Source organism: Arthrobacter sp. TmtSoilC77 (genome assembly GCF_059739415.1).
Map to the genome: position 1 here is coordinate 4,011,930 of NZ_AP046050.1, position 17,949 is coordinate 4,029,878.

A 17,949-nucleotide genomic window follows, 5' to 3' on the forward strand; every position below is an offset into this window, starting at 1 on the left:
GTCTACGTGTGATGGTGTAACTAGATGGCGGGCTGCAGGGCCAGCTTTTCCGTGACCATGCTGGCTGCGGCGCGGGCGCTGCCTGCCTCGGCGAGCTCGAATTCATCCACGCGAACACCGAATTTGTTGCTAAGGATCACGGCGGCTTCAACGAGTGACAATGAATCGATGTCAAGGTCGGCGAAGGAGTCGTCCGGTCCCATGTGGCCGAGCTCGTCCATGGTGGACCCAATCGCCCCTACGACGTCCATTGCTGTAATTTCCATTTGCTTCCCCCTTTTACAGGTGGCCCGGGTTGGCCGGCGCCACAGTGGTCCTGCAGGCACCCCGGCCGGCAGGAATCGGTGTCCGGCCCTAGTGCGGGTCGACAACCGAGATCGATGGCCAGGTCATGGCAACGGCTCCCCAGGTAGTCCCTCCGCCAAAGGCAGTCAGGACCACCTTGTCTCCGGGGCTCCTGTGGCCTTTGGTTCCTGCGTCGGTCATGGCCAACGGGATGGATGCGGCTGAAGTATTGCCTACCCTGTCCAAGTGGACCTCCGCCTTGGATGCCGGAATGCCGGTCACCGAAGCAACGGTGTTCAGGATCCGGAGGTTGGCCTGGTGCGCAATCAAGGAATCCACATCGCCGGCAGCCCAACCAGCGCTTGCGAGTACTGTTTCCACAGAACCGGACATCGCTGCGACTGCCTGCGCGAACACTTCCTTGCCCTGCATTTCAAAGAATGAACCCGGACCTTCCGGCACGTGGATGAGCGTTTCGCCCTCGCCATCGGAGTGCAGCGTTGACGCCTTGATGGCCCCGGGTTCGTCTGCTGTTCCAGCGGACAAGTAAGCCGCGCCCGCTCCATCCCCGAAGATCACCGAGGTGGTCCGGTCCCCCGGATCGAGCAAGCGGGTAAAGGTGTCCGCCCCGATCACCAGTGCCGAGTCCACGGATCCCGAACGGATAGCCCAGGTGGCCGTGGTCAGGGCATAGACAAATCCAGAGCAAACTGCGGACACATCGAAAGCAGCAATGCCCTTCAACCCCAGGTTCGCCGCCACCTTGGGTGCCGTGGCCGGGCAGACCTTGTCCGGCGTCGAGGTCGCCACCAACAAAAGCTGCGCAGATTCGACGCCGGCACTGGCCAACGCCCGCCGTCCCGCCGTCGTTGCCAGCACGCTGGTGCTTTCCGTCTCGTCAGAGTGGCGGCGTTCGGCGATGCCTGTCCTGCGCCTGATCCATTCGTCCGTGGTATCCATGACAGCAGACAGGTGCTCGTTAGTGACCACCTTCCTGGGCAGTGCTCCGCCAAGGCCGCGGACAACGGCGGATGCCGCACTCATTTCCTATCCCCTAGGGAAGCGCTTACTGCCGCAACCTGGGACGGCAGTTGGTGGGCAACGCTGCAAACTACTTCACCGCCGTCGAACGTTCCTACGACATCAGCGCAGCGCCACCATCCGCCGTCCTTTTCGATCAACCGGCTCTTGTGCAGCCGTACTGCAAGGCCGGTCCCCTGCCCGCCCCCATTCCTCGGGCAGGAGCCGTTGAGTGTGATGCGGGTTTTGCGCATCCACAAGGTGTTGCTGTCCGCGCGGTCCATGGAATCGAGCCGGTACAGGAGTACCTGTCCCAGCTGCAGCGAGGCAACAAAGTATTCGACGGCGGACAGCGCCTGCGGGTAGGCGGCCTCCAGCCCGCGGCGGTCATCCAGGCTTCCTCTCAGTGAGGACTGCTGGGAGGGCCGCTGGCGGAATGAGAGCTGCGCACTGGCCGTTCCTTCACCGGGATCCAGGACCACGTCCAGCAGCGAGACCTGCCGTTCTGCCCACAGCCCACCGTAGAGACGCGTGCCGGCGTCACCCACCAAAGCTTCCTCCGACGGAGACTGGACTGACGCCAGCCCGAGCTCGGCGTGCTCATGGGCCACTTCCAGTACCGCGGTCATGGACGCAACAGAGCAGCGAAGGACCGAAGCGTGTCCCAGGTCCTGCAGCGTCGCCCGGCATTCGAGATCGCCCAGCGCACCTTCAACAGGCTCATTGCCACCAGAAATGGTCACCGACGAAATGTAGGCGGCAGGCAACAGCCCGGGAGAATACCGGCTGGCCAACAAAGCCTCCGCCATCCTGGCAGCCAAAACAAGGACGTCCGTGGTGCCAAGGTGAGGGGTTTGCTCCGAGTTGCCCTTCATGGACCACGTACCTTCAACGCCAAGGGCTGCGCGGGCAGTGAGCGTGGATTCGGAGACCGTGTGGTTTACGCGGAGTTCCCGCAGCCTGGGGTTGGTGGTCTTGTAGCCGTGGCTGAAGAACCGACCGCGACCATCGCCCAGGAGTTCGTCGATGGAGGTGTAACTCCGGGTGTTGGAGTGCAGGGCAAGTGGCATGGGTATTCCTAGGATCGTCATCGGCGGTGATCCTAGAATCCATCGCGCAGCCGACGGCAACCAGTGTCCGTGGATGGTGGTGGTGGGAACACCACCCTCACCGCTGTGGGCGTGTCTCTCCCAGCCCGGACAGTAGGCTGGGAACGTTCGTGTAGATCCGCATCGAAGGGACTTGAGTTTTGGCTTACATCACCGTCGGAAACGAAAACAGCACCGGGATCGAGCTTTATTACGAGGACCATGGGACGGGCCAGCCAGTGGTCCTTATCCACGGCTACCCGCTGGATGGTTCATCGTGGGAGAAGCAAACTGCTGCCCTGCTGGATGCCGGCTACCGCGTTATCACCTATGACCGCCGGGGTTTCGGTAAGTCGAGCAAGCCCACGGTGGGCTACGACTATGACACCTTTGCCGCGGACCTCAAGACCCTCCTGGAAACCCTGGACCTGAACGATGCCGTGTTGGTTGGTTTCTCCATGGGCACCGGCGAGGTTGCACGCTACATCAGCACCTACGGCTCCGCCCGGGTGGCAAAGGCTGTATTCCTCGCATCGTTGGAACCATTCCTCCTGAAGACCGATGACAACCCGGACGGTGTTCCCCAGGATGTCTTCGATGGCCTGTCCCAGGCCGTGAAGGCCGACCGGTACGCCTTCTTCACCGACTTCTTCAAGAACTTCTACAACAGCGATGCCTTCCTTGGGACAGAGCGGCTCAGCCAGGAATCCGTGGACGCCAGCTGGAACCTTGCAAGCCAGTCGGGCGCCTTTGCTTCCGTAGCCGCCCAGCCCACGTGGCTGACTGACTTCCGCGCGGACATCCCCAAGATCGATGTTCCAGCGCTGATCGTCCACGGCACCGCGGACAACATCCTCCCCATCGACGTCACAGGGCGGCGCTTCAAGAAGGCACTGCCCAGCGCCGATTACCAGGAAATCGAGGGCGCACCCCACGGTCTGTTGTGGACGCACGGCGCCGAGATCAACGAGGCCTTGCTGGCGTTCCTGAAGAAGTAGCAACTCCTACTTTTTGAGGCGGAGCTTCCTGGCTTTCCTGCCACTATGCAGGTACTCCTGCTGCGCGGCGTCGGCCTTTGCGCGTTCTGCGGCATGGAGCAGACCGTAGGTGAAAGCGCTGTTACTGGCACCGGAGGCAGACCCCAGCTTCAAAAGCTCGGCACGGGCCATGGCGCTGTCCTGATGTTCACCCAAAATGGTCTGGACATCATGGGCAGCGTCCGCGAGCTTTGCGGCGCGCTTCCCGTGGACACTTTCAGCGGTGGCCGCGGCAAAGCGCAGCTTCTTGGCAGTCTTGCGGACATTGTGAAACGCAGAGTCACGTGAAGGCCCGACGGCGGCACCCACCGCTGCATCGTGGCGTTTGGCGAGGCGTTTGCCCGCTTTGTTAACGAGCTTGGCTGTGGTCTTGCGTGCCGGCCCGGTTCCTTGCGGTGCAATTGCGGGAGAGTCCAGGAACGCTTCGAGCCCATCCAGGAGCCGGAAATAGCGGGGGCTGTTGAGCCGGGTCCTGATTGCTGCCATCGCCGTGTCCCTCCGAACGTTCATCCGTTCATCCAGTTCAGCGTGGAGAGGACCCAAGACCATCTTCATTGGCAGTTCGTCCACATCCTTTCGGAGCCGCTCATGAAGGACCTCTACATCCCGGTAGCGTCCAAGAGTCCGAGCCAACGATTTCAGCTCAAGCTCAAGTTCCTGAACCGGGGAACCCTTGAAAAGTTTGCGGTAACTATGGAGCACCGAACGGATCCGGCGGGTCAGTGAGCGCATCTTATGGACGGAATCGTCACGGTTCATCCGCACATGCGCGTCCTGCAGGAGCAACTTTGCCACTTGGGCGTCGAGGTAGTTCAGGACAGGCACCACGGCCGGTCCCTTGCCGCTGGGGACCTCGCGGCCGGCCCCCTTTGCACGCGGCCAGGAATCTCCCAGGGCTGTTGCCAGTTTGGACGTGCGTTCGCTGGGAGTTGCCCCGGCGCCAGTGAGCTGGCTTGCCACGGCATCCAGAATGTCGTCGCCATTGTCCGTGGGCACGCTGCCGTTGAGTTCCACTTCCCATTCGCGCCATTGTTGTTCATGGGCATTCCCCAGCGACACACGTGCCCGCACGTGGTCATCCACGAACTCCGCAACCCGGCCGCCGTCGTCCTTGTAGAGGGGGTAGCTGGTGCGTTCGGTGTTGAGTGTGGCGATTGCCATGACTGCGTGTCCGCGCGTGTAGGCAAGGATCCGATCCATGAGTTCCACCGGCACTGTATCGGCCTGGCCCAAGGGTGCATGGATTTCGGTGCGACGTCCGGGGCTGTGGGGAAGCTTGAGGTGCCAACCGGCGTCGGGGCCTCCTGTCCTGCGCCGCAACGTGATTCCACGGGCCGCAAGCGCGAGGTCATTCGTGTCGAAATAGACCGCCTCCAGGCTATGGGTGACTGGCTCTCCCACGCGGGCAACGCCGTCGATCCTGTCAAGCGTGGGAAGCGGCGTGGAAGGATCGACGTCGAACTTCCGCTCTGCCTCTACGTTGCTGGACGTAGCCATCACTTCTCCTCACTGGAGCCTGTTCTTCGTAGCACCCATGGAGGCCGGCCCGTTCGCTGGCCGACCTCCACCGGTATGGGGCTTACACGAACCCTTTAAACCAATGCTCCTCCGCCTTCGTCCACATCACCACCGGATACTGTGCCACGCCAGGCTCCGGTCTCATGGCCTTGGGCCTCGATGAACTTCTTGAACTTGTCCAGGTCCGCGCCCACGCGCAAACTGTCCGCCCCCACTGCCGAGCCGGCCTTTTCCGCGAGGGTGTCCGGCTCCCATTCGATCTCTACGTTGACGCGTGTGTGCCCCGCGTCCAACGGTTCAAACGTCACGGTTCCCGCATTGCGCGGGCCGTCCACGCTCGCCCAGCTGACTAATGCATCAGGCACCTGCTCGATGATCTGGGCGTTGTATTCGCGCTTCACGCCGCCCACGTTCGTTGCGAAGTGGAGGGCTGTGTCGTCGATCTGCTGCACGGACTCCACGCCGTTCATGAACTCAGGAAAAGTCTCGAACTGCGTCCACTGGTTGTAGGCAACGGACACGGGTACATCTACTTCAACTGACTTATTGACGGTAGCCATAAGGTGTCGCTCCTTCGATGTGTCTTCTTATAGGGCGTTTGTATGTACTGCGCTCTAAAGTGCCGGACTCTTTTGAGCCGGGCAGTGCCGGCGGCGCGCCAGCCGGCTGGCTGCATAACCGGTGGCGCGCCTGTCTTATGGGCGCCCCGTGGTTACGACCTAACCTGCGTCGAAGTTCTCTTCGTCGTCGTCCCTGGGTGACTGGTCCCGGGGCAGATCATTGCCGCTTCCATCGGCGAGGGAGTCGGCAGGCTGGTCCAGATTCTGCTCGGCCTGGGACTGTTCGTCGATGCCACCGAAGCGGCCTGCACCAGGTTCGCCTGCGCTGTCCGAGTCCTCAGGATCCAAATGGCTGAGGTTTGGTGCGCCGGTTGCGTATGTTTCGCCATCAGGGCTGTCCTCGCTCAGGCCGGCTTCGCTGAGGTCCTCTTCCACGCGGGGCTGCGCCTGCGATCCGCCCGCTTCCTGCTCTGCTGTGGGGGTGCCGTAGCCCCCCGCTTCCTCTTCAGGCGTGGCATTCTGCTTGTCCATGTGACCTGTCCTTTCCGTGCGGTGGAACGTGTTAATGGAACACTTCGAACCTATAAGGACGGTTGGCGACGTGTCCATGCTTTGAAGAAATTAGTCAGCAAACTTAGCAATTTCATGCTTGAGGCGCTATCGTGGCAGCCCCGATTCATAAGCCACGAAGTCCGGACGAAGCACCACCTCCCGTGAACCCATCATTGCGATGTCCTCCCACAGCACCAGGAACGATCCCCGATGCCACCAACGCAGGAGCTGCGCCACCGGCCACGGCTGCGTCATACCTTGTCGCTCATACCCAAGAAAAGACGACGCCGTCCGCGGACTCACAATGATGCCCACCAGGCGGGCTTGGCTCAGGAGCTGGGTAGGCGCCGAATCCAGGGCGAAGCGGACGTCTGAAACCTCTCCCAGCCGGTCACCACTGCTATCCACCACCTCACTGCCCAGCATGTCAGTCAGGATCATGGCTACCTCCCGGGATCCGCCCGATCACATGGATCCGAAGCCACCGCTCCACCCAGGAGGCGTCGAGTGAGTCCGAACGTACCCCAACCGAGATGACGGTGTCGACGCCGGACACAACGTCCCATGGAATACGGATCAGCCTGTTCGACGGCGGCCTGCCGCCGAAGATCCGCGTGCCCAGTACCGGACCTGTCAGCAGTGCCGAAATGCTCGGCGGTGCGGCACCTTCGGGAATGGGCTCGTCGGGTGCGGGACCACTCAACTCGAGGTCGTCGACAGTGGTGACGGGTACGCCGTCGACGTCCAACACCTGCCGGTCCAGCAAGTGCAGCTGCGCGTCCAGGACCAACCCTGCCGGGCGTGGCGCAGGCCTGATTTCATGCGGCTGGATTTTCCTGCGTTTGGCGGTACTCATGCGCCTGCTCCGGTAATGATCATGAGTGGAATGGCGGCCAAGGACGCGGCCAGGATGATCACCAAATAGACCAACCCGGCGATGTTCACGGCCCTGTTGTTGACGTGCTCACCCATGTATTGGGGATCGTTCGCGACAATCAGGATCGGTAAATAGGTGAGAGGCAGCGCGATCGCGGAGAACACCACGGAGTACTCAGTGACCAGGATGGGGTCTACGCCAGTGGCGAGGACAGCGGCACCCGCCAGAAGGACCACGATCATAGACATATGGAACCTGGCAGCCTGCGCCGGGCGCCGGAACTTTCCCCAAGACCATCCAAAGAACTGCGCCAACGTGTAGCCGCTGGACAGCGTAGTCTCCAGCGCCGCACCGAATGTCGCGGCCACAAGGCCCACAATCAGCACGGCCAAGGCAAGTTGGCCTCCGGCCAGGGCAACGGGCAAAGCCACTTGCGAAAGCGTGGTGACGCTGATTCCCGCAGGCAGGAGAACGACGGCGGCGCACGCGGCGATTGCCACGGAAAGGAACCCGCCCAGCGGGAAACCGAGCAGAACGTTCATTCGGGCCTGGAGCAGATCCTTGACCTTCCACCGTTCCTCCACAGCGCCCGAGGAGAAGAAGAAGACCTCGTAGGGGGTCATGGCAGCACCGAAGAGAGCGATGGCAAAGTACCAATACACGCCAGCGCCTTCCTCCTGAGGCACCGACGGCGTGAACGCTTGGGTGGCCAGGACACCCCAATCGGGCTTGAGCAGGAAAAGCGCCACTGCAAAGACCACCAAGGAGAGTCCCAGGAGACCAGTGACGTTCTCCATGATTTTGAACTTCACGCGCCAAATCACCAGCCAGACAGCCAGCAGCGCGACAGGGACCCAGAGCAGGTAGGCCACGCCGCTGGCCAACTGCAACGCCAAGGCGATGCCGCCGATCTCGGCGGTGACCGTCATCAGGTTGATCAGGAAGGAAGCGCCAAGGTTGGCCAGTCCGGCGCGCGGTCCCATGCGTTCGCGAATCACCTCGAACGTAGCCCGGCCGGATACCGCTGCCACCCGTCCTGACATGTTGGCAAAAAGGCAGATTCCGACGACGCCGACCACCACCACCCACGCCAGGGAAAGTCCAAAGCGGGAGCCTACTACGGCGTTGGTTACCAAATCCCCGATGTCAACGAAGCCCCCGATTGCTGTCAGGATGCCCAGTGCAACACCGAGGAGCCGCTTCACTGGATGCCGGCCTTGGTCATGAGGGCTTTGAGCTGGTCCGTTGCACTGCGCAGTTCGGCCAGGACTTGGGGCAGGCCATTCTCGCCTGAACCCGATTGCCCCTGTTCGGGGCCGCTGGGTTCGGGGCCGCTGGGTTGCGGGCTACCGGCAGGAGCCGTCAACGCGTCGCGTGCATGCAGCAAGGCGCGCGAGACTGTGGCGAAGGATGCCAACATGTCATCACGGAGCGACTTTTCCTCCTCCGTGGGAGCCGTGAAACCTTCAACTTCATCGGTAGCGGACTCGACCTCGCCCAACATGTCATCTGCGGCAGTAGAGCCGGCAGCCGCCGTCGTGCTGTTCTTGATCCTGATTTCCACCGCCAGGGTGGTGGCCTGGACGGCAGAGAAGACGTCCTTGGCTGGTCCCTTAAGCGCCTCCGGGGAAGGACGTTGTGAGCATGCCGTCAGCGCTCCGGCGAGTACCGCCAGAGCCAGAAGAATCGTCGTCAGGCGCTTGCCGTACCGGCTCACGATGGCTGCGGAACCTGGCAACCGGCTTGTGGATCCATGCCTGTGTAATTAAGGGGCCCGGCCACAATATTCAGGGCGATGGTCGCAAACTGCGAACACTGCGCGGGTGGGGCGTTGTAATAGCCGCGTTGGCCGGCCGCTATTGCTCCAATGACGAGCCACACAACTACGAACAGCCCAATAATTGAACCGATTCGCATTTCTTCCCCAATCGATAAACAGAATTACTGCCCGGCTATTAGTACTGGCTGGGTGACCAAAGGGCGCGGTCGGGCCCGGGATCCCTTCCCTGGCCGCGACCGCAAAACCCATGTCAATCCGAAGGATTGGTTTCGGTAGTCAAACCGCGATCGTCTGCGGTCCGCTCATCTTTTTCTTCTGCCGGCCCGGGTGGATTCGCTGATTCATTTCCCCCGGCATCGGCGGCATCTTCCGAACCTTCCCCGGATGCGTCGCCAACAGGTACCTGATCGCTGGAGTCGGGCGCCCCAAGATCGCGCGGGATCGGATGACCTGGCGTCGTGATCCCATCGTGCACCTGACTGAAGCCGGCAACTTCGGTTGGATCAGTTGTCATACGCGCGACCGGCCCCGGCCCAGAACCCAGCCAATGAGCGCCAGGACCAGCAAGATAATTCCTACCCACAGCAGGAAACTCAGGGCCTGGTTAAAACCGCCAACAAGCAGCAGCACGATCGCAATGACGCCGGCAATCACCAATAGTGTGTTCATCTAAGCTACGCATCCCTTCAAACAAATTTGTCCAGTTAGGAAGGCGTCCGCTGGGACTCCAATTGGAGCTCCACCCCAAAGCAACGGGCACCGAACGGAGAAATGTTCTCTCCTTATTCCGTACTTACCCCAAATGACAACAGTTCAAACAGAACCGCCGCCCTCGAAGCACGTGCACAGCATCATGATAGGCGCGCATTGTGTTCCGGCGAAGTATTTCAACAGGAAACTTAGTACCTCTTCGCCGAAAAAGCTCCAAGTGCCTGGCTGATCTCCCGCGCAGTACCCGCGGCGGCCTCTCCGTATTCCTGATACTTGGCAGGCACGATCCTGCTGGACGGCCCGGAAATGGAGATTGATCCTGCCGCCACGCCGCCTGGCCCCAACAAGGGAACCCCGATTGAGGTGATTCCCGTACTGAGGCCCTGCTCATTGATGGAGTATCCGCGTGCACGGGTTTCCGCGATCATGGCCCGGAGCTGCGCCGGGTCCACCACCGTTTGCGGCGTTAAGGCTTCAAGGGGCGTGGCCAGATAATCATCCACGATTTCGTCCTCAGCAGCGGACAAATAGGCAATTCCGGTGGAGGACGCGTGCATCGGCAAGCGGGATCCCAGCGGCAGGAAAGCCCGCAGGACATGGGGCGTGTCGAGGCGTTCGATGATGAGCATGTACCCGCGGTCCGGGACCGCGAGGTGGACAGTCTCCGTGGTGTCCAGCTGCAATGCATTCAGGGGGCCCATGGCGGCGTCGCGGATGACCGAGCCGCTGCTGCCCCGGCTGGCCACGGCGAAAGCATGGTTGGTCAGCACCCACTTTCCGGCCTGCGCTTCGGATTGCGCCACCCATCCCAATTCCGCCAGGGTCCTGAGCATGCGAAGGACCGTAGCCTTGGGGACATCCACCTCACGGCTCAGCTCCGACAGGCCTGCCGGCTGGTTGTCCGATACGGCTTCAAGAACCCGGATAGCCGTGACCACACTCTGCGTACTCATTCACACTCCCCCTTGACCGCTCACTTTCTTATGACCTACGGTACAGGCGATTTCCCAAAATGAACCATTGGTTCATCCAGTGAACCGACGATGTTTGATTGGAGAACGGGTCTTGGAACAACAAATAGCTGCCCTCGCCATCTTTGTGGGCGTCTTTGTCCTGGCAACCCTGCGCAAAGTGCACATTGGCGTGCTCATGTTCGCAGCGGCTGCCGGCGTTGGAATTTGGATGGCTGGAATGACCATCGACAAAGTGGTGGCGGGGTTCCCCATCGGGATCCTCGTCCTGCTGGTAGGAGTCACGTATTTCTTCTCGATCGCCCAGGCCAACGGAACGATCGACCGCATCATCGAGCTGGCCATCACCAAAGTGGGTGACCGGGCTTTCTTTCTTCCCATCGCCTTTTTCGCGCTCACCATCGGCATATCGGCCATGGGCTCCCCCTTGGCAGGCCTGGTCATGGCACCCATCGGCATGCCGCTTGCCAAACGCTATGGCATCGACCGCATGCTGATGGGGATCGCCATTGGGTCCGGTTTGAGCGCAGGCGGCTTCGCCCCGACGAGCTTGTTCGGCATTGTCACGTACGGCACAGCCCGTGCGGCTGGGATTGACCTTGATCCCCTGGTCCTGTTCAGCGTCGCACTGGGAACCAATCTCCTTCTGCTGGCCGCCGCTTACGTCATGTTCGGTGGGTTCAGGCTTCTCAACACGCGTACCGCTGACGGTTTCGGCACCCAGCTGCCATCCTTCAGCGCAAGCCGCCCGACGCCGTCGCACCCCTTTGAGCGCGAAGGCAACATTGCCCGAGGGAAGCAAGCAGCCGTCCAGGTCCTTGACGCGGCCGCGGCGACGGAGGTAGCGGCGTCGGAAGTACCGGCGTCGGCCTCAAAGCTCAACCGCAACCAAATCATCACAGTGCTGTGCATGGCAGGGCTGGTTGTCACCGTCATCCTCATGTCGGTCCTGGGCTCAAATCCGGACATCGGCGTTCTCTGCTTCGCATTCGCCTCGGTCCTCACCCTTTGCGATCCGCAATCCGGCAAATCGGCAGTGGCCAAGATCGACTGGTCCACGGTGTTGCTGGTTGGTGGGATCATCACGTTCGTCGGAGTCCTTCAGACCATGGGAGCCGTCGCGATGCTCGGCGAAGCAGCGGGCGCCGTCGGGACTCCCCTGCTGGCCGCACTGGTGATCTGCGGGATCGGCGGACTCATCTCCGCGTTCGCCTCCACCACCGGAATGCTCGCGGCGCTGGTTCCCCTGGCCCTTCCGCTCGTGGCTTCCGGAGACATTGCCGGGTGGGCGGTCATCGCCGCGCTGGGCGTGTGTTCATCGATCGTGGACGTCTCACCGTTCTCGACCGTCGGCGCCACCTTCGTGGCCACGGTAAATGCAGACGAGCGGCCCCGTGTCACCAGGCTCCTTACCCGTTGGGGCCTGTCCATGGTGGTGGTCGGACCACTCCTGCTGGTCGGCGCCTTGGTGATTCCATCCAGCCTCTAGCTTCCTTTGCACACTCTTCTACGCACGAAAGGTGCCCACCATGCTCAAACCACTCCGCGGAATCACCGTGGTCGATCTCAGCCGAGCCCTCGCGGGACCCTACTGCACCGCACTCCTGGCCGACATGGGCGCCAGGATCATCAAGGTCGAAAGCATCAACGGCGGCGATACCGCCCGTCAATGGCCCCCCTTCCAGGATGGCCACAGCCTGTACTTCGATTCCGTGAACCGGAACAAGACCTCGGTTTGCGTTGATTTCTACTCAGCAGAGGGACGCGACATCCTCTCCACGCTGATAGCCGGAGCCGACGTCCTGGTGGAGAACTTCAAGCCCGGCACCCTGGCGAAAATGGGGTTCGCCGCTTCGCGGTTGGAAGAACTCAATCCCGGGCTTGTAGTGGGATCCGTCACCGGGTTCGGCAACACCGGGCCCCTTAAAGACGACGCCGGCCTGGATCAAGTCATCCAAGGGATGTCCGGGCTGATGTCGGTCACCGGGCCGGGTCACGGTGAAACCTACCGCGTGGGAATACCGATCGTGGACATCACCTCCGGAATGGTGTGCGCGTTTGGGATCCTCGCAGCGCTGCTCGGAGTCCGCAATGGTGAGCGCGTTGGCAAAGTGTCCACGTCCCTTCTGGAGACGGCGCTGAACCTGTCCGCCTTCCAGGGACAGCAGGCGCTCAGCCTTAAGGAAGCGCCCACAGCGCAGGGCAACAACCATCCCGTCATCGCCCCCTACGGCAAGTTTTCCACCGCCACCGAATCCATCAACATCGCTGTGGGCAGCGACAAACAGTGGAAGGCATTCTGTAGCCTGCTGGATATTCCCAAGGCTGTACAGGATCCCCGGTTTATCACAGGGGCGGACCGCTCGGCCAACAGGCAGCAGCTTAGCGAACTCATTGAGGCGTCCTTGGTGGCCAAACCGGCAGACGAATGGGTGGCGCTGATCAGCCAGGCGGGAATCCCCTGCGGCCCCATCTACGACTACACGCGGGCCCTGGCCTCCGAACAGGTCGCCGCGCTGGGCCTTGTCCAGAACAGCCAGCGGCGGGACGGCTCTGAGCTGCCCCTCCTACGCGGACCGCTGAGCCTGGACGGGGAACCCAGCGAAATCCTGTCGCCCCCGCCGCTGCTTGGCGAACACACCACCGAAGTACTCATGGAGCTGGGAATGACCTACGACGACGTCACGCGGCTTGAGCGCGAGGGCCGCGTTCTATGCGGGCCTGCCTCGGCTCCGGCCAAGATTGGAGCACGGCGATGAGCACAGTTTCCCAAGCTGCCCGTGTTTCCGCGGGCCGTGTTTCATATGCCAGCCGTGTGGGCCGCATAGCGGTTTCCGTGGCTGATGGCATCGCTACCGTGGAAATCTGCAACGCTGCCCAGCGCAATGCCCTAACCAAGGCAATGTGCCTGGAAATCCAGGAGCTGATGCCCCGGCTCGATACCGATCCCGACATTGCCGTGGTGGCACTGCGCGGTGCGGGCGACACTTTCTGCGCGGGCGCTTCCATCAGGGAACTCTCGTCAGTGCTGTTGGACCCCCAGCCGGACGGGTCCATTGTTGACCATCTCAGCCTGGCCGATCACGCCATTGCCTCGCTTTCCAAGCCCACTGTCGCCTTGGTGGATGGCGCCTGCATGGGCGGAGGATGGCAGATCGCCTCGGCGTGCGACTTCATCATCGCCAACCAGCGCGCCGTCTTCGGGCTGACTCCGGCCAAGATCGGCATCATCTACCCACGCCCGGGCATTGAACGGCTGGTCCGGCTGGTGGGGCACGCCAACGCCAAATACATCCTCCTTACCGGGCAAACATTCACTGCAGACCAAGCCCAAGCGCTGGGTTTGGTGGCCGACGTCGTTCCTTCCGCATCCTTTGAGCAACAGTGCGAGGCGCTTCTCGGGTCGCTGCGGAACCGTTCGCGCTTCTCGATGCATTCCATGAAGCGGTTGGTGGACCTGGATGCCTCGGACGGGCAAACGGACATCGATCAGGAGTGGGCCGCCGCCTGGTCCGCCATGCCTGACAGCCCTGACATGGAGATCGGCATCAGCGCCTTCCTGAATCGGGAGCAACCCCGGTTTACTTGGCGGCCCTTTGGGTAAACGGTTCTTGACTGGGAAGTGATCTATGCCTCAAACAGGGCACACCACCGGCCTCCCCTCCGTTGGAAGAGAGACGACGGGAGGCCCCATGCTCATTGTTCTGACAGGAATAGACGGCTCAGGAAAGACGACGGCGGCCCGCGCCTTGGTGGACTCGGCTCGCGCTGAGGGGCACAACGCGCTGCTGCTTAGCAACCATGCTGCACGCAGACGGATGTCGCTCGTTGCGGAGCGATTTGGGTGGAAGTTGCCGCCACGCGGTGCCGATTTGGTAGAGACGTGCATCCGCGTGGTCAACGTCCTTGTTTCGCATGCCCGAGCCCTGCGGTTCGACGGCTTGGTGGTCATGGACAGGCACCTGCACTGCCAACTGGCCCTGCGCCTCGCGGCTGGATTGAGGCGGGGCTGGTTCCTCCCGTGGCTGCAGGAAAAGCTCCCGGCCCCGGACCTCGTAGTCCACTTCGAGGTTGACCCGCGGTGTGCCCACCAACGGATCAGGGCACGCGGCACTGATCATGAAGAGTTGGCAGACCTGGAAGCGTTCCGAACTGCTTACGGCTCCCTGCCCGAGTTCGACGACTTCATGCGGGTTGACGCCAACGGAACGCCAGAGGACACGCTCGCCCAGCTGAACCAGGTGATCTCCGGGAAGGAAACCGTCCGGGTTTGAACCCAACTGAGTCGCATTAGAGCGCGTTTAGAGCCGTTGTGATGTCTCAGGACTTCGTAGACACTTCATGTCTCATGACACTGTGGACACTTCATGTCTCAGGACTTCGTGGACACTTCGTGGTTGAGCGGTTTCCGGCGGTCTTTTAGTGGCGGGTATTTGGTTCGTTTGCTTCGTGTGCCTCGAGGGTCAGCAGCGACTCCTGAGGGTTTGCCGTTGCCGACGTAGAGCGTGCCTTTGACGGGGATGGGGTGCGTGATGATCTCGGTGCCGTGGGCATCGAAGAACATCACCGTGGTGCTGTCGTAGATGATGTGCACGGCGGTGCCGGCTAGTTCCTTGCCCATGTTGAAGGCCGTCCCGAACACGGTGACACGGCCGCCCTTGGTGACGCGGCGTTGTTCGCTTTGACGTTGCTCATGGATGGTCACCGCAGGCTCGGGCAGGGCGGGAGCAGGAGTCTTCGGGGTCGCGTGCCAGGCTTCCTCCGGGGTCTGTTTCCCTGGCAGTGCCTGGTGTTCGCGTTCGGTGTTGTAGTACTGGTCGAAGGTGTCGATCTGGGCTTGCAGGATGGCCATGGTCGTGGCCGGTGGCTGCTTACGCAGGTAGCGGTGCAGGGTGAAGTGGAAGCGTTCGTTCTTGCCTTGGGTGGTCGGCTTCCCAGGTTTGCCGGTGATGGGTTCGACCCCATGGGATTTGAGGTATTCCACGAGCGCTCCGGTGCGTCCGCGGCGGGTTGGATTCAGCGCTGCACCGTTGTCGGAGAGGAATTTCTCCGGCACGCCGTGACGTTCGATGGCCAGGGACACGACGGCGATGGCGGCCTCGCTCGTTTCCCCGGTCGCGACCAGAGATGCCAAGGCCAAGCGGGAGTGGTCATCGATGAGTTGAAAGATCGCCACCTTCTTCCCGTTCGCGAGCGGCCACTCGGTTGCGTCGATCTGCCAGCATGCGTTCGGCTGCGGGTAGACGAACCGTTTCTGAGCGTTGTGTGGCTTCTTCCGCGGCTCGGGGATGACGACACCGGCGCGGCTGAAGATCCTGGCCACGGTCGCTCTGGATGGTGGCGCGAAGCCTTTGCGGGACAGGGTCGCGATCACCGACAAAGGGCCGTGATCGTAGCCTCCTTTTTCCAACGCTGCCCGTGTGGCCAAGAGGAGTTCGATCATCGCCGGGGCCGTCGCCGTGGGGCTCGTGAACGGAACTGGCCGCTTCGTTGCCAAGGCCTCCACCGGGCCCGCAATTTCGGCTTCTGCCCGGACTTTGTAAAACCAAGCCCGTGAGACCCCGTGCTTCTTGCAGAACTTGCTGACTTCACCCCGAGGGGCATCAGTCGGCCACAACGCGACTGCTTGACGGACGCTCAACTTCGGTGCGGGTTTGCTCATGAAACCGAGCAAACCCGCACCGAGTGTCTACGAAGTCCTGAGACACACTGTCCACGAAGTCATGAGACATAAGTGTCCATTAAGTCTTGAGACTTCACACGCGTTTAGAGCCGTCAAAACGCGCTCAGCTGCGACTCAGTTGGGCGGACGCCGGCGATTAGTCGCGGTTTCGTCGCGGCTCCAGGGAACATTCCAGCGCTTTATTCTCCTGAGCTTGGCGTTGGCCACTTCCACCGGCCATCAGCCGTAATCTCGTAGGACACTTGGCCGAACAGAAGGTCACTGGTGCCCGCAGGGTCGCCGCCGTGGGCCCGGTATTTCGCCTTGCTCTCTGCGCCACGTCGTTTGAGGAATCGCAAGAGCCACCACACTGACGCGGCCGCGCAGAGCAACGGAATAATGACCAGCGGCCATTGCCGCACACCAGCCCAGTGCAGGATGAACAAAGGGACCGTATAACCAAGGCCGCCCAAGACCACCACCTGAAACCCGACCCAGAACCGAAGTTCACCGTTCGACGGCCGGTTGTCAATGTCGAAGCGGTAGTCATCCAGTGATTTCACGCTGTCTTTTCTATCAGATCGCGTCGGCGGCTCCGATGGGTCGTTCACGTGGAACCCTCGAGGCCGCGAGGTTCCGAGTGCAATGCCGAAGGCGGCGGTCACCAATGCCTGAATGTGGTTACACGACGGTAGTTGCGCCCCGTCCATGCGTACCCTTACGCCTGGTCGTCGTCTTGGATGACACGCTGACGAATGGCTTCCCTGTCATCCCAGAATCGTGAGCCGAGGAATACACCTACCACCGGCCCTACGAGGGACAGGATACCGACGACCACTGGGCTAGGTGTTTCTCCGTTTAAGACCAGGAGCGTCAGCCATGTGACAGACGCAAAGGTGAGCGTTGCGGCTGTCGCAATGAGGAAGATAAATGTTGGCTTTTTCAAAGGTTCTTTTTTCTTGCTACTGCGTTTGGTTATTACTTAATGAGGTCAGACGCTTGATCCAGCATGGCCTCGAGCTTAGGAAGGTCGGAGTCCGAGACGGCCGTTCCAGACGACTGGGCCAGAAGAACGACGCCGCCTTTGGCTGCGGTTAGGATCAACTGATCCTGCGCGCTTCCCGGCGCTATGGCTGATGACTTGTACGCCAGCGCTCCTGGCGTTTTCGCGGAAGTCGGCATGCTTTTTGTGCTCACTTCGACAGCCTGTCCGAGGATAGTTGCCTGTGTGGCTCCGCATGAGGCCACATTGGTGGACTTCGCAGCCATTAGCGCTTTTACCTTTTCTTCGGACACTCCAGAAACCAGGGTCAGCAACACCAGGGATTGGGCAGTCGAACTCGCCGATGCGCCGATACCAACGGTAGCCCCTTCCTCCAGCAATGCACCGCCCCCCACCGCAAACTGGGCGCATTCCGCCGGCTCAACGGTGCTGTTGGTGATAACCTCTTTCGCCTGTTTGAGGGTGTCCTGCAAGCGATCGTCCGGCATCACCAAAAGGCGTACATCATTGGAATCCCGAACATCGTCAATAATCTTGCCAAGCTCTGCTTTTGTGTAGGTCCTGAAGGGGACCTCGGCTAGCGCCGTTGGCTCGTTCGTCGGGGCTGACGTTGTACTACTGGACGCGCCTCCGCCGCCACATGCAGTAAGGCCCATGACCAGCAGAGCGGACACAGCCAAGCCACGCAGAGCGTTCTTATTCATTTGTTTCCCAAAAAGGTTCGAGTGATGTGCTGACAGGCGTCAGTCTGGACAAGAATACAAGTTAAAGAGGCATGGCCGAGAACCGGCGCTAGAACAAGACGTCCGTGGAAGTTCCCACCGGGCTGGAGCCTCCCGCGGAGCCTTTTAAACCGGCACGGAACCGTCGTCCAGATCCGAATCC

22 protein-coding genes are annotated in these 17,949 nt (G+C 61.4%); 5 read left to right on the plus strand and 17 right to left on the minus strand.

What is annotated here, in order from left to right:
- Positions 1–20: 20 nt before the first annotated feature.
- The 3 genes from AC6I99_RS18420 to AC6I99_RS18430 form a co-directional block, all read right to left on the minus strand.
- Positions 21–266, minus strand: a complete 246-nt coding sequence (locus AC6I99_RS18420; protein WP_224088948.1) for an acyl carrier protein — start codon at positions 264–266, stop codon at positions 21–23.
- A gap of 88 nt (positions 267–354) precedes the next feature.
- Positions 355–1,329 carry a beta-ketoacyl-ACP synthase III gene (locus tag AC6I99_RS18425; RefSeq protein WP_224165374.1) on the minus strand — a complete coding sequence of 325 codons (975 nt, stop codon included), beginning with the start codon at positions 1,327–1,329 and terminating at the stop codon, positions 355–357.
- Positions 1,326–2,375, minus strand: coding sequence for an AvrD family protein (locus tag AC6I99_RS18430; protein WP_497961480.1), 1,050 nt, complete (start codon positions 2,373–2,375; stop codon positions 1,326–1,328). The genes AC6I99_RS18425 and AC6I99_RS18430 overlap by 4 nt, the downstream gene beginning before the upstream one ends.
- Before the next feature lie 179 nt (positions 2,376–2,554).
- On the opposite strand from AC6I99_RS18430, the gene AC6I99_RS18435 reads away from it, so the two are divergent.
- Positions 2,555–3,391 carry an alpha/beta fold hydrolase gene (locus AC6I99_RS18435; protein WP_497961481.1) on the plus strand — a complete coding sequence of 279 codons (837 nt, stop codon included), beginning with the start codon at positions 2,555–2,557 and terminating at the stop codon, positions 3,389–3,391.
- 6 nt (positions 3,392–3,397) lie between these two features.
- Here the strand turns inward: AC6I99_RS18435 and AC6I99_RS18440 are convergent, their stop codons facing one another.
- The 11 genes from AC6I99_RS18440 to AC6I99_RS18490 form a co-directional block, all read right to left on the minus strand.
- Positions 3,398–4,927, minus strand: coding sequence for a CYTH and CHAD domain-containing protein (locus AC6I99_RS18440; RefSeq protein ID WP_497961483.1), 1,530 nt, complete (start codon positions 4,925–4,927; stop codon positions 3,398–3,400).
- 95 nt (positions 4,928–5,022) lie between these two features.
- Positions 5,023–5,508, minus strand: a complete 486-nt coding sequence (locus tag AC6I99_RS18445; RefSeq protein WP_224088953.1) for an SRPBCC family protein — start codon at positions 5,506–5,508, stop codon at positions 5,023–5,025.
- Between the two features lie 159 nt (positions 5,509–5,667).
- Entirely contained in the window at positions 5,668–6,039 is a 372-nt protein-coding gene (locus AC6I99_RS18450; protein ID WP_497961485.1) for a hypothetical protein, read from the minus strand.
- Between the two features lie 126 nt (positions 6,040–6,165).
- Complete coding sequence (locus AC6I99_RS18455) at positions 6,166–6,501, minus strand: PRC-barrel domain-containing protein (protein WP_497961487.1); 336 nt, start codon at positions 6,499–6,501, stop codon at positions 6,166–6,168.
- Positions 6,488–6,916, minus strand: a complete 429-nt coding sequence (locus AC6I99_RS18460; protein WP_497961488.1) for a hypothetical protein — start codon at positions 6,914–6,916, stop codon at positions 6,488–6,490. The genes AC6I99_RS18455 and AC6I99_RS18460 overlap by 14 nt, the downstream gene beginning before the upstream one ends.
- The gene (locus AC6I99_RS18465) at positions 6,913–8,142 is read right to left on the minus strand and encodes an Nramp family divalent metal transporter (protein WP_224088961.1); all 1,230 of its coding nucleotides are present in this window, start codon (positions 8,140–8,142) and stop codon (positions 6,913–6,915) included. Before AC6I99_RS18465 ends, AC6I99_RS18460 begins: the two co-directional genes overlap by 4 nt.
- Positions 8,139–8,654 carry a hypothetical protein gene (locus AC6I99_RS18470; protein ID WP_497961490.1) on the minus strand — a complete coding sequence of 172 codons (516 nt, stop codon included), beginning with the start codon at positions 8,652–8,654 and terminating at the stop codon, positions 8,139–8,141. Before AC6I99_RS18470 ends, AC6I99_RS18465 begins: the two co-directional genes overlap by 4 nt.
- Positions 8,651–8,854 carry a hypothetical protein gene (locus AC6I99_RS18475; protein ID WP_224088966.1) on the minus strand — a complete coding sequence of 68 codons (204 nt, stop codon included), beginning with the start codon at positions 8,852–8,854 and terminating at the stop codon, positions 8,651–8,653. The genes AC6I99_RS18470 and AC6I99_RS18475 overlap by 4 nt, the downstream gene beginning before the upstream one ends.
- A 113-nt stretch (positions 8,855–8,967) precedes the next feature.
- Complete coding sequence (locus AC6I99_RS18480) at positions 8,968–9,231, minus strand: hypothetical protein (protein ID WP_497961492.1); 264 nt, start codon at positions 9,229–9,231, stop codon at positions 8,968–8,970.
- Positions 9,228–9,386: a hypothetical protein gene (locus AC6I99_RS18485; protein WP_216926527.1), complete on the minus strand. Its 159-nt coding sequence runs from the start codon at positions 9,384–9,386 to the stop codon at positions 9,228–9,230. Before AC6I99_RS18485 ends, AC6I99_RS18480 begins: the two co-directional genes overlap by 4 nt.
- A gap of 230 nt (positions 9,387–9,616) precedes the next feature.
- On the minus strand, positions 9,617–10,381 hold the full coding sequence (locus AC6I99_RS18490) for an IclR family transcriptional regulator (protein ID WP_224088968.1): 765 nt from the start codon (positions 10,379–10,381) through the stop codon (positions 9,617–9,619).
- A gap of 112 nt (positions 10,382–10,493) precedes the next feature.
- Between AC6I99_RS18490 and AC6I99_RS18495 the strand changes: the two genes are divergently transcribed.
- The 4 genes from AC6I99_RS18495 to AC6I99_RS18510 all read left to right on the plus strand — a co-directional run bounded on the left by AC6I99_RS18495 (position 10,494) and on the right by AC6I99_RS18510 (position 14,673).
- Positions 10,494–11,888 (plus strand): SLC13 family permease, encoded by a 1,395-nt coding sequence (locus AC6I99_RS18495; protein WP_497961494.1) that lies wholly within the window; start codon positions 10,494–10,496, stop codon positions 11,886–11,888.
- A gap of 40 nt (positions 11,889–11,928) precedes the next feature.
- Positions 11,929–13,158: a CaiB/BaiF CoA transferase family protein gene (locus AC6I99_RS18500; RefSeq protein WP_497944389.1), complete on the plus strand. Its 1,230-nt coding sequence runs from the start codon at positions 11,929–11,931 to the stop codon at positions 13,156–13,158.
- Complete coding sequence (locus AC6I99_RS18505; RefSeq protein ID WP_497944388.1) at positions 13,155–14,003, plus strand: enoyl-CoA hydratase/isomerase family protein; 849 nt, start codon at positions 13,155–13,157, stop codon at positions 14,001–14,003. The genes AC6I99_RS18500 and AC6I99_RS18505 overlap by 4 nt, the downstream gene beginning before the upstream one ends.
- Positions 14,004–14,091: 88 nt before the next feature.
- On the plus strand, positions 14,092–14,673 hold the full coding sequence (locus AC6I99_RS18510; protein WP_497944387.1) for an AAA family ATPase: 582 nt from the start codon (positions 14,092–14,094) through the stop codon (positions 14,671–14,673).
- Between the two features lie 98 nt (positions 14,674–14,771).
- Here AC6I99_RS18510 and AC6I99_RS18515 read toward each other — a convergent pair whose 3' ends face one another.
- The 3 genes from AC6I99_RS18515 to AC6I99_RS18525 all read right to left on the minus strand — a co-directional run bounded on the left by AC6I99_RS18515 (position 14,772) and on the right by AC6I99_RS18525 (position 17,738).
- Entirely contained in the window at positions 14,772–16,061 is a 1,290-nt protein-coding gene (locus tag AC6I99_RS18515; RefSeq protein ID WP_497943955.1) for a DDE-type integrase/transposase/recombinase, read from the minus strand.
- Positions 16,062–16,261: 200 nt separating this feature from the next.
- A complete protein-coding gene (locus AC6I99_RS18520) occupies positions 16,262–16,624 on the minus strand; it encodes a hypothetical protein (RefSeq protein ID WP_497944386.1) in 363 nt (120 codons plus the stop codon).
- A gap of 415 nt (positions 16,625–17,039) precedes the next feature.
- On the minus strand, positions 17,040–17,738 hold the full coding sequence (locus tag AC6I99_RS18525) for a hypothetical protein (protein ID WP_497944385.1): 699 nt from the start codon (positions 17,736–17,738) through the stop codon (positions 17,040–17,042).
- Between the last annotated feature and the right edge of the window lie 211 nt (positions 17,739–17,949).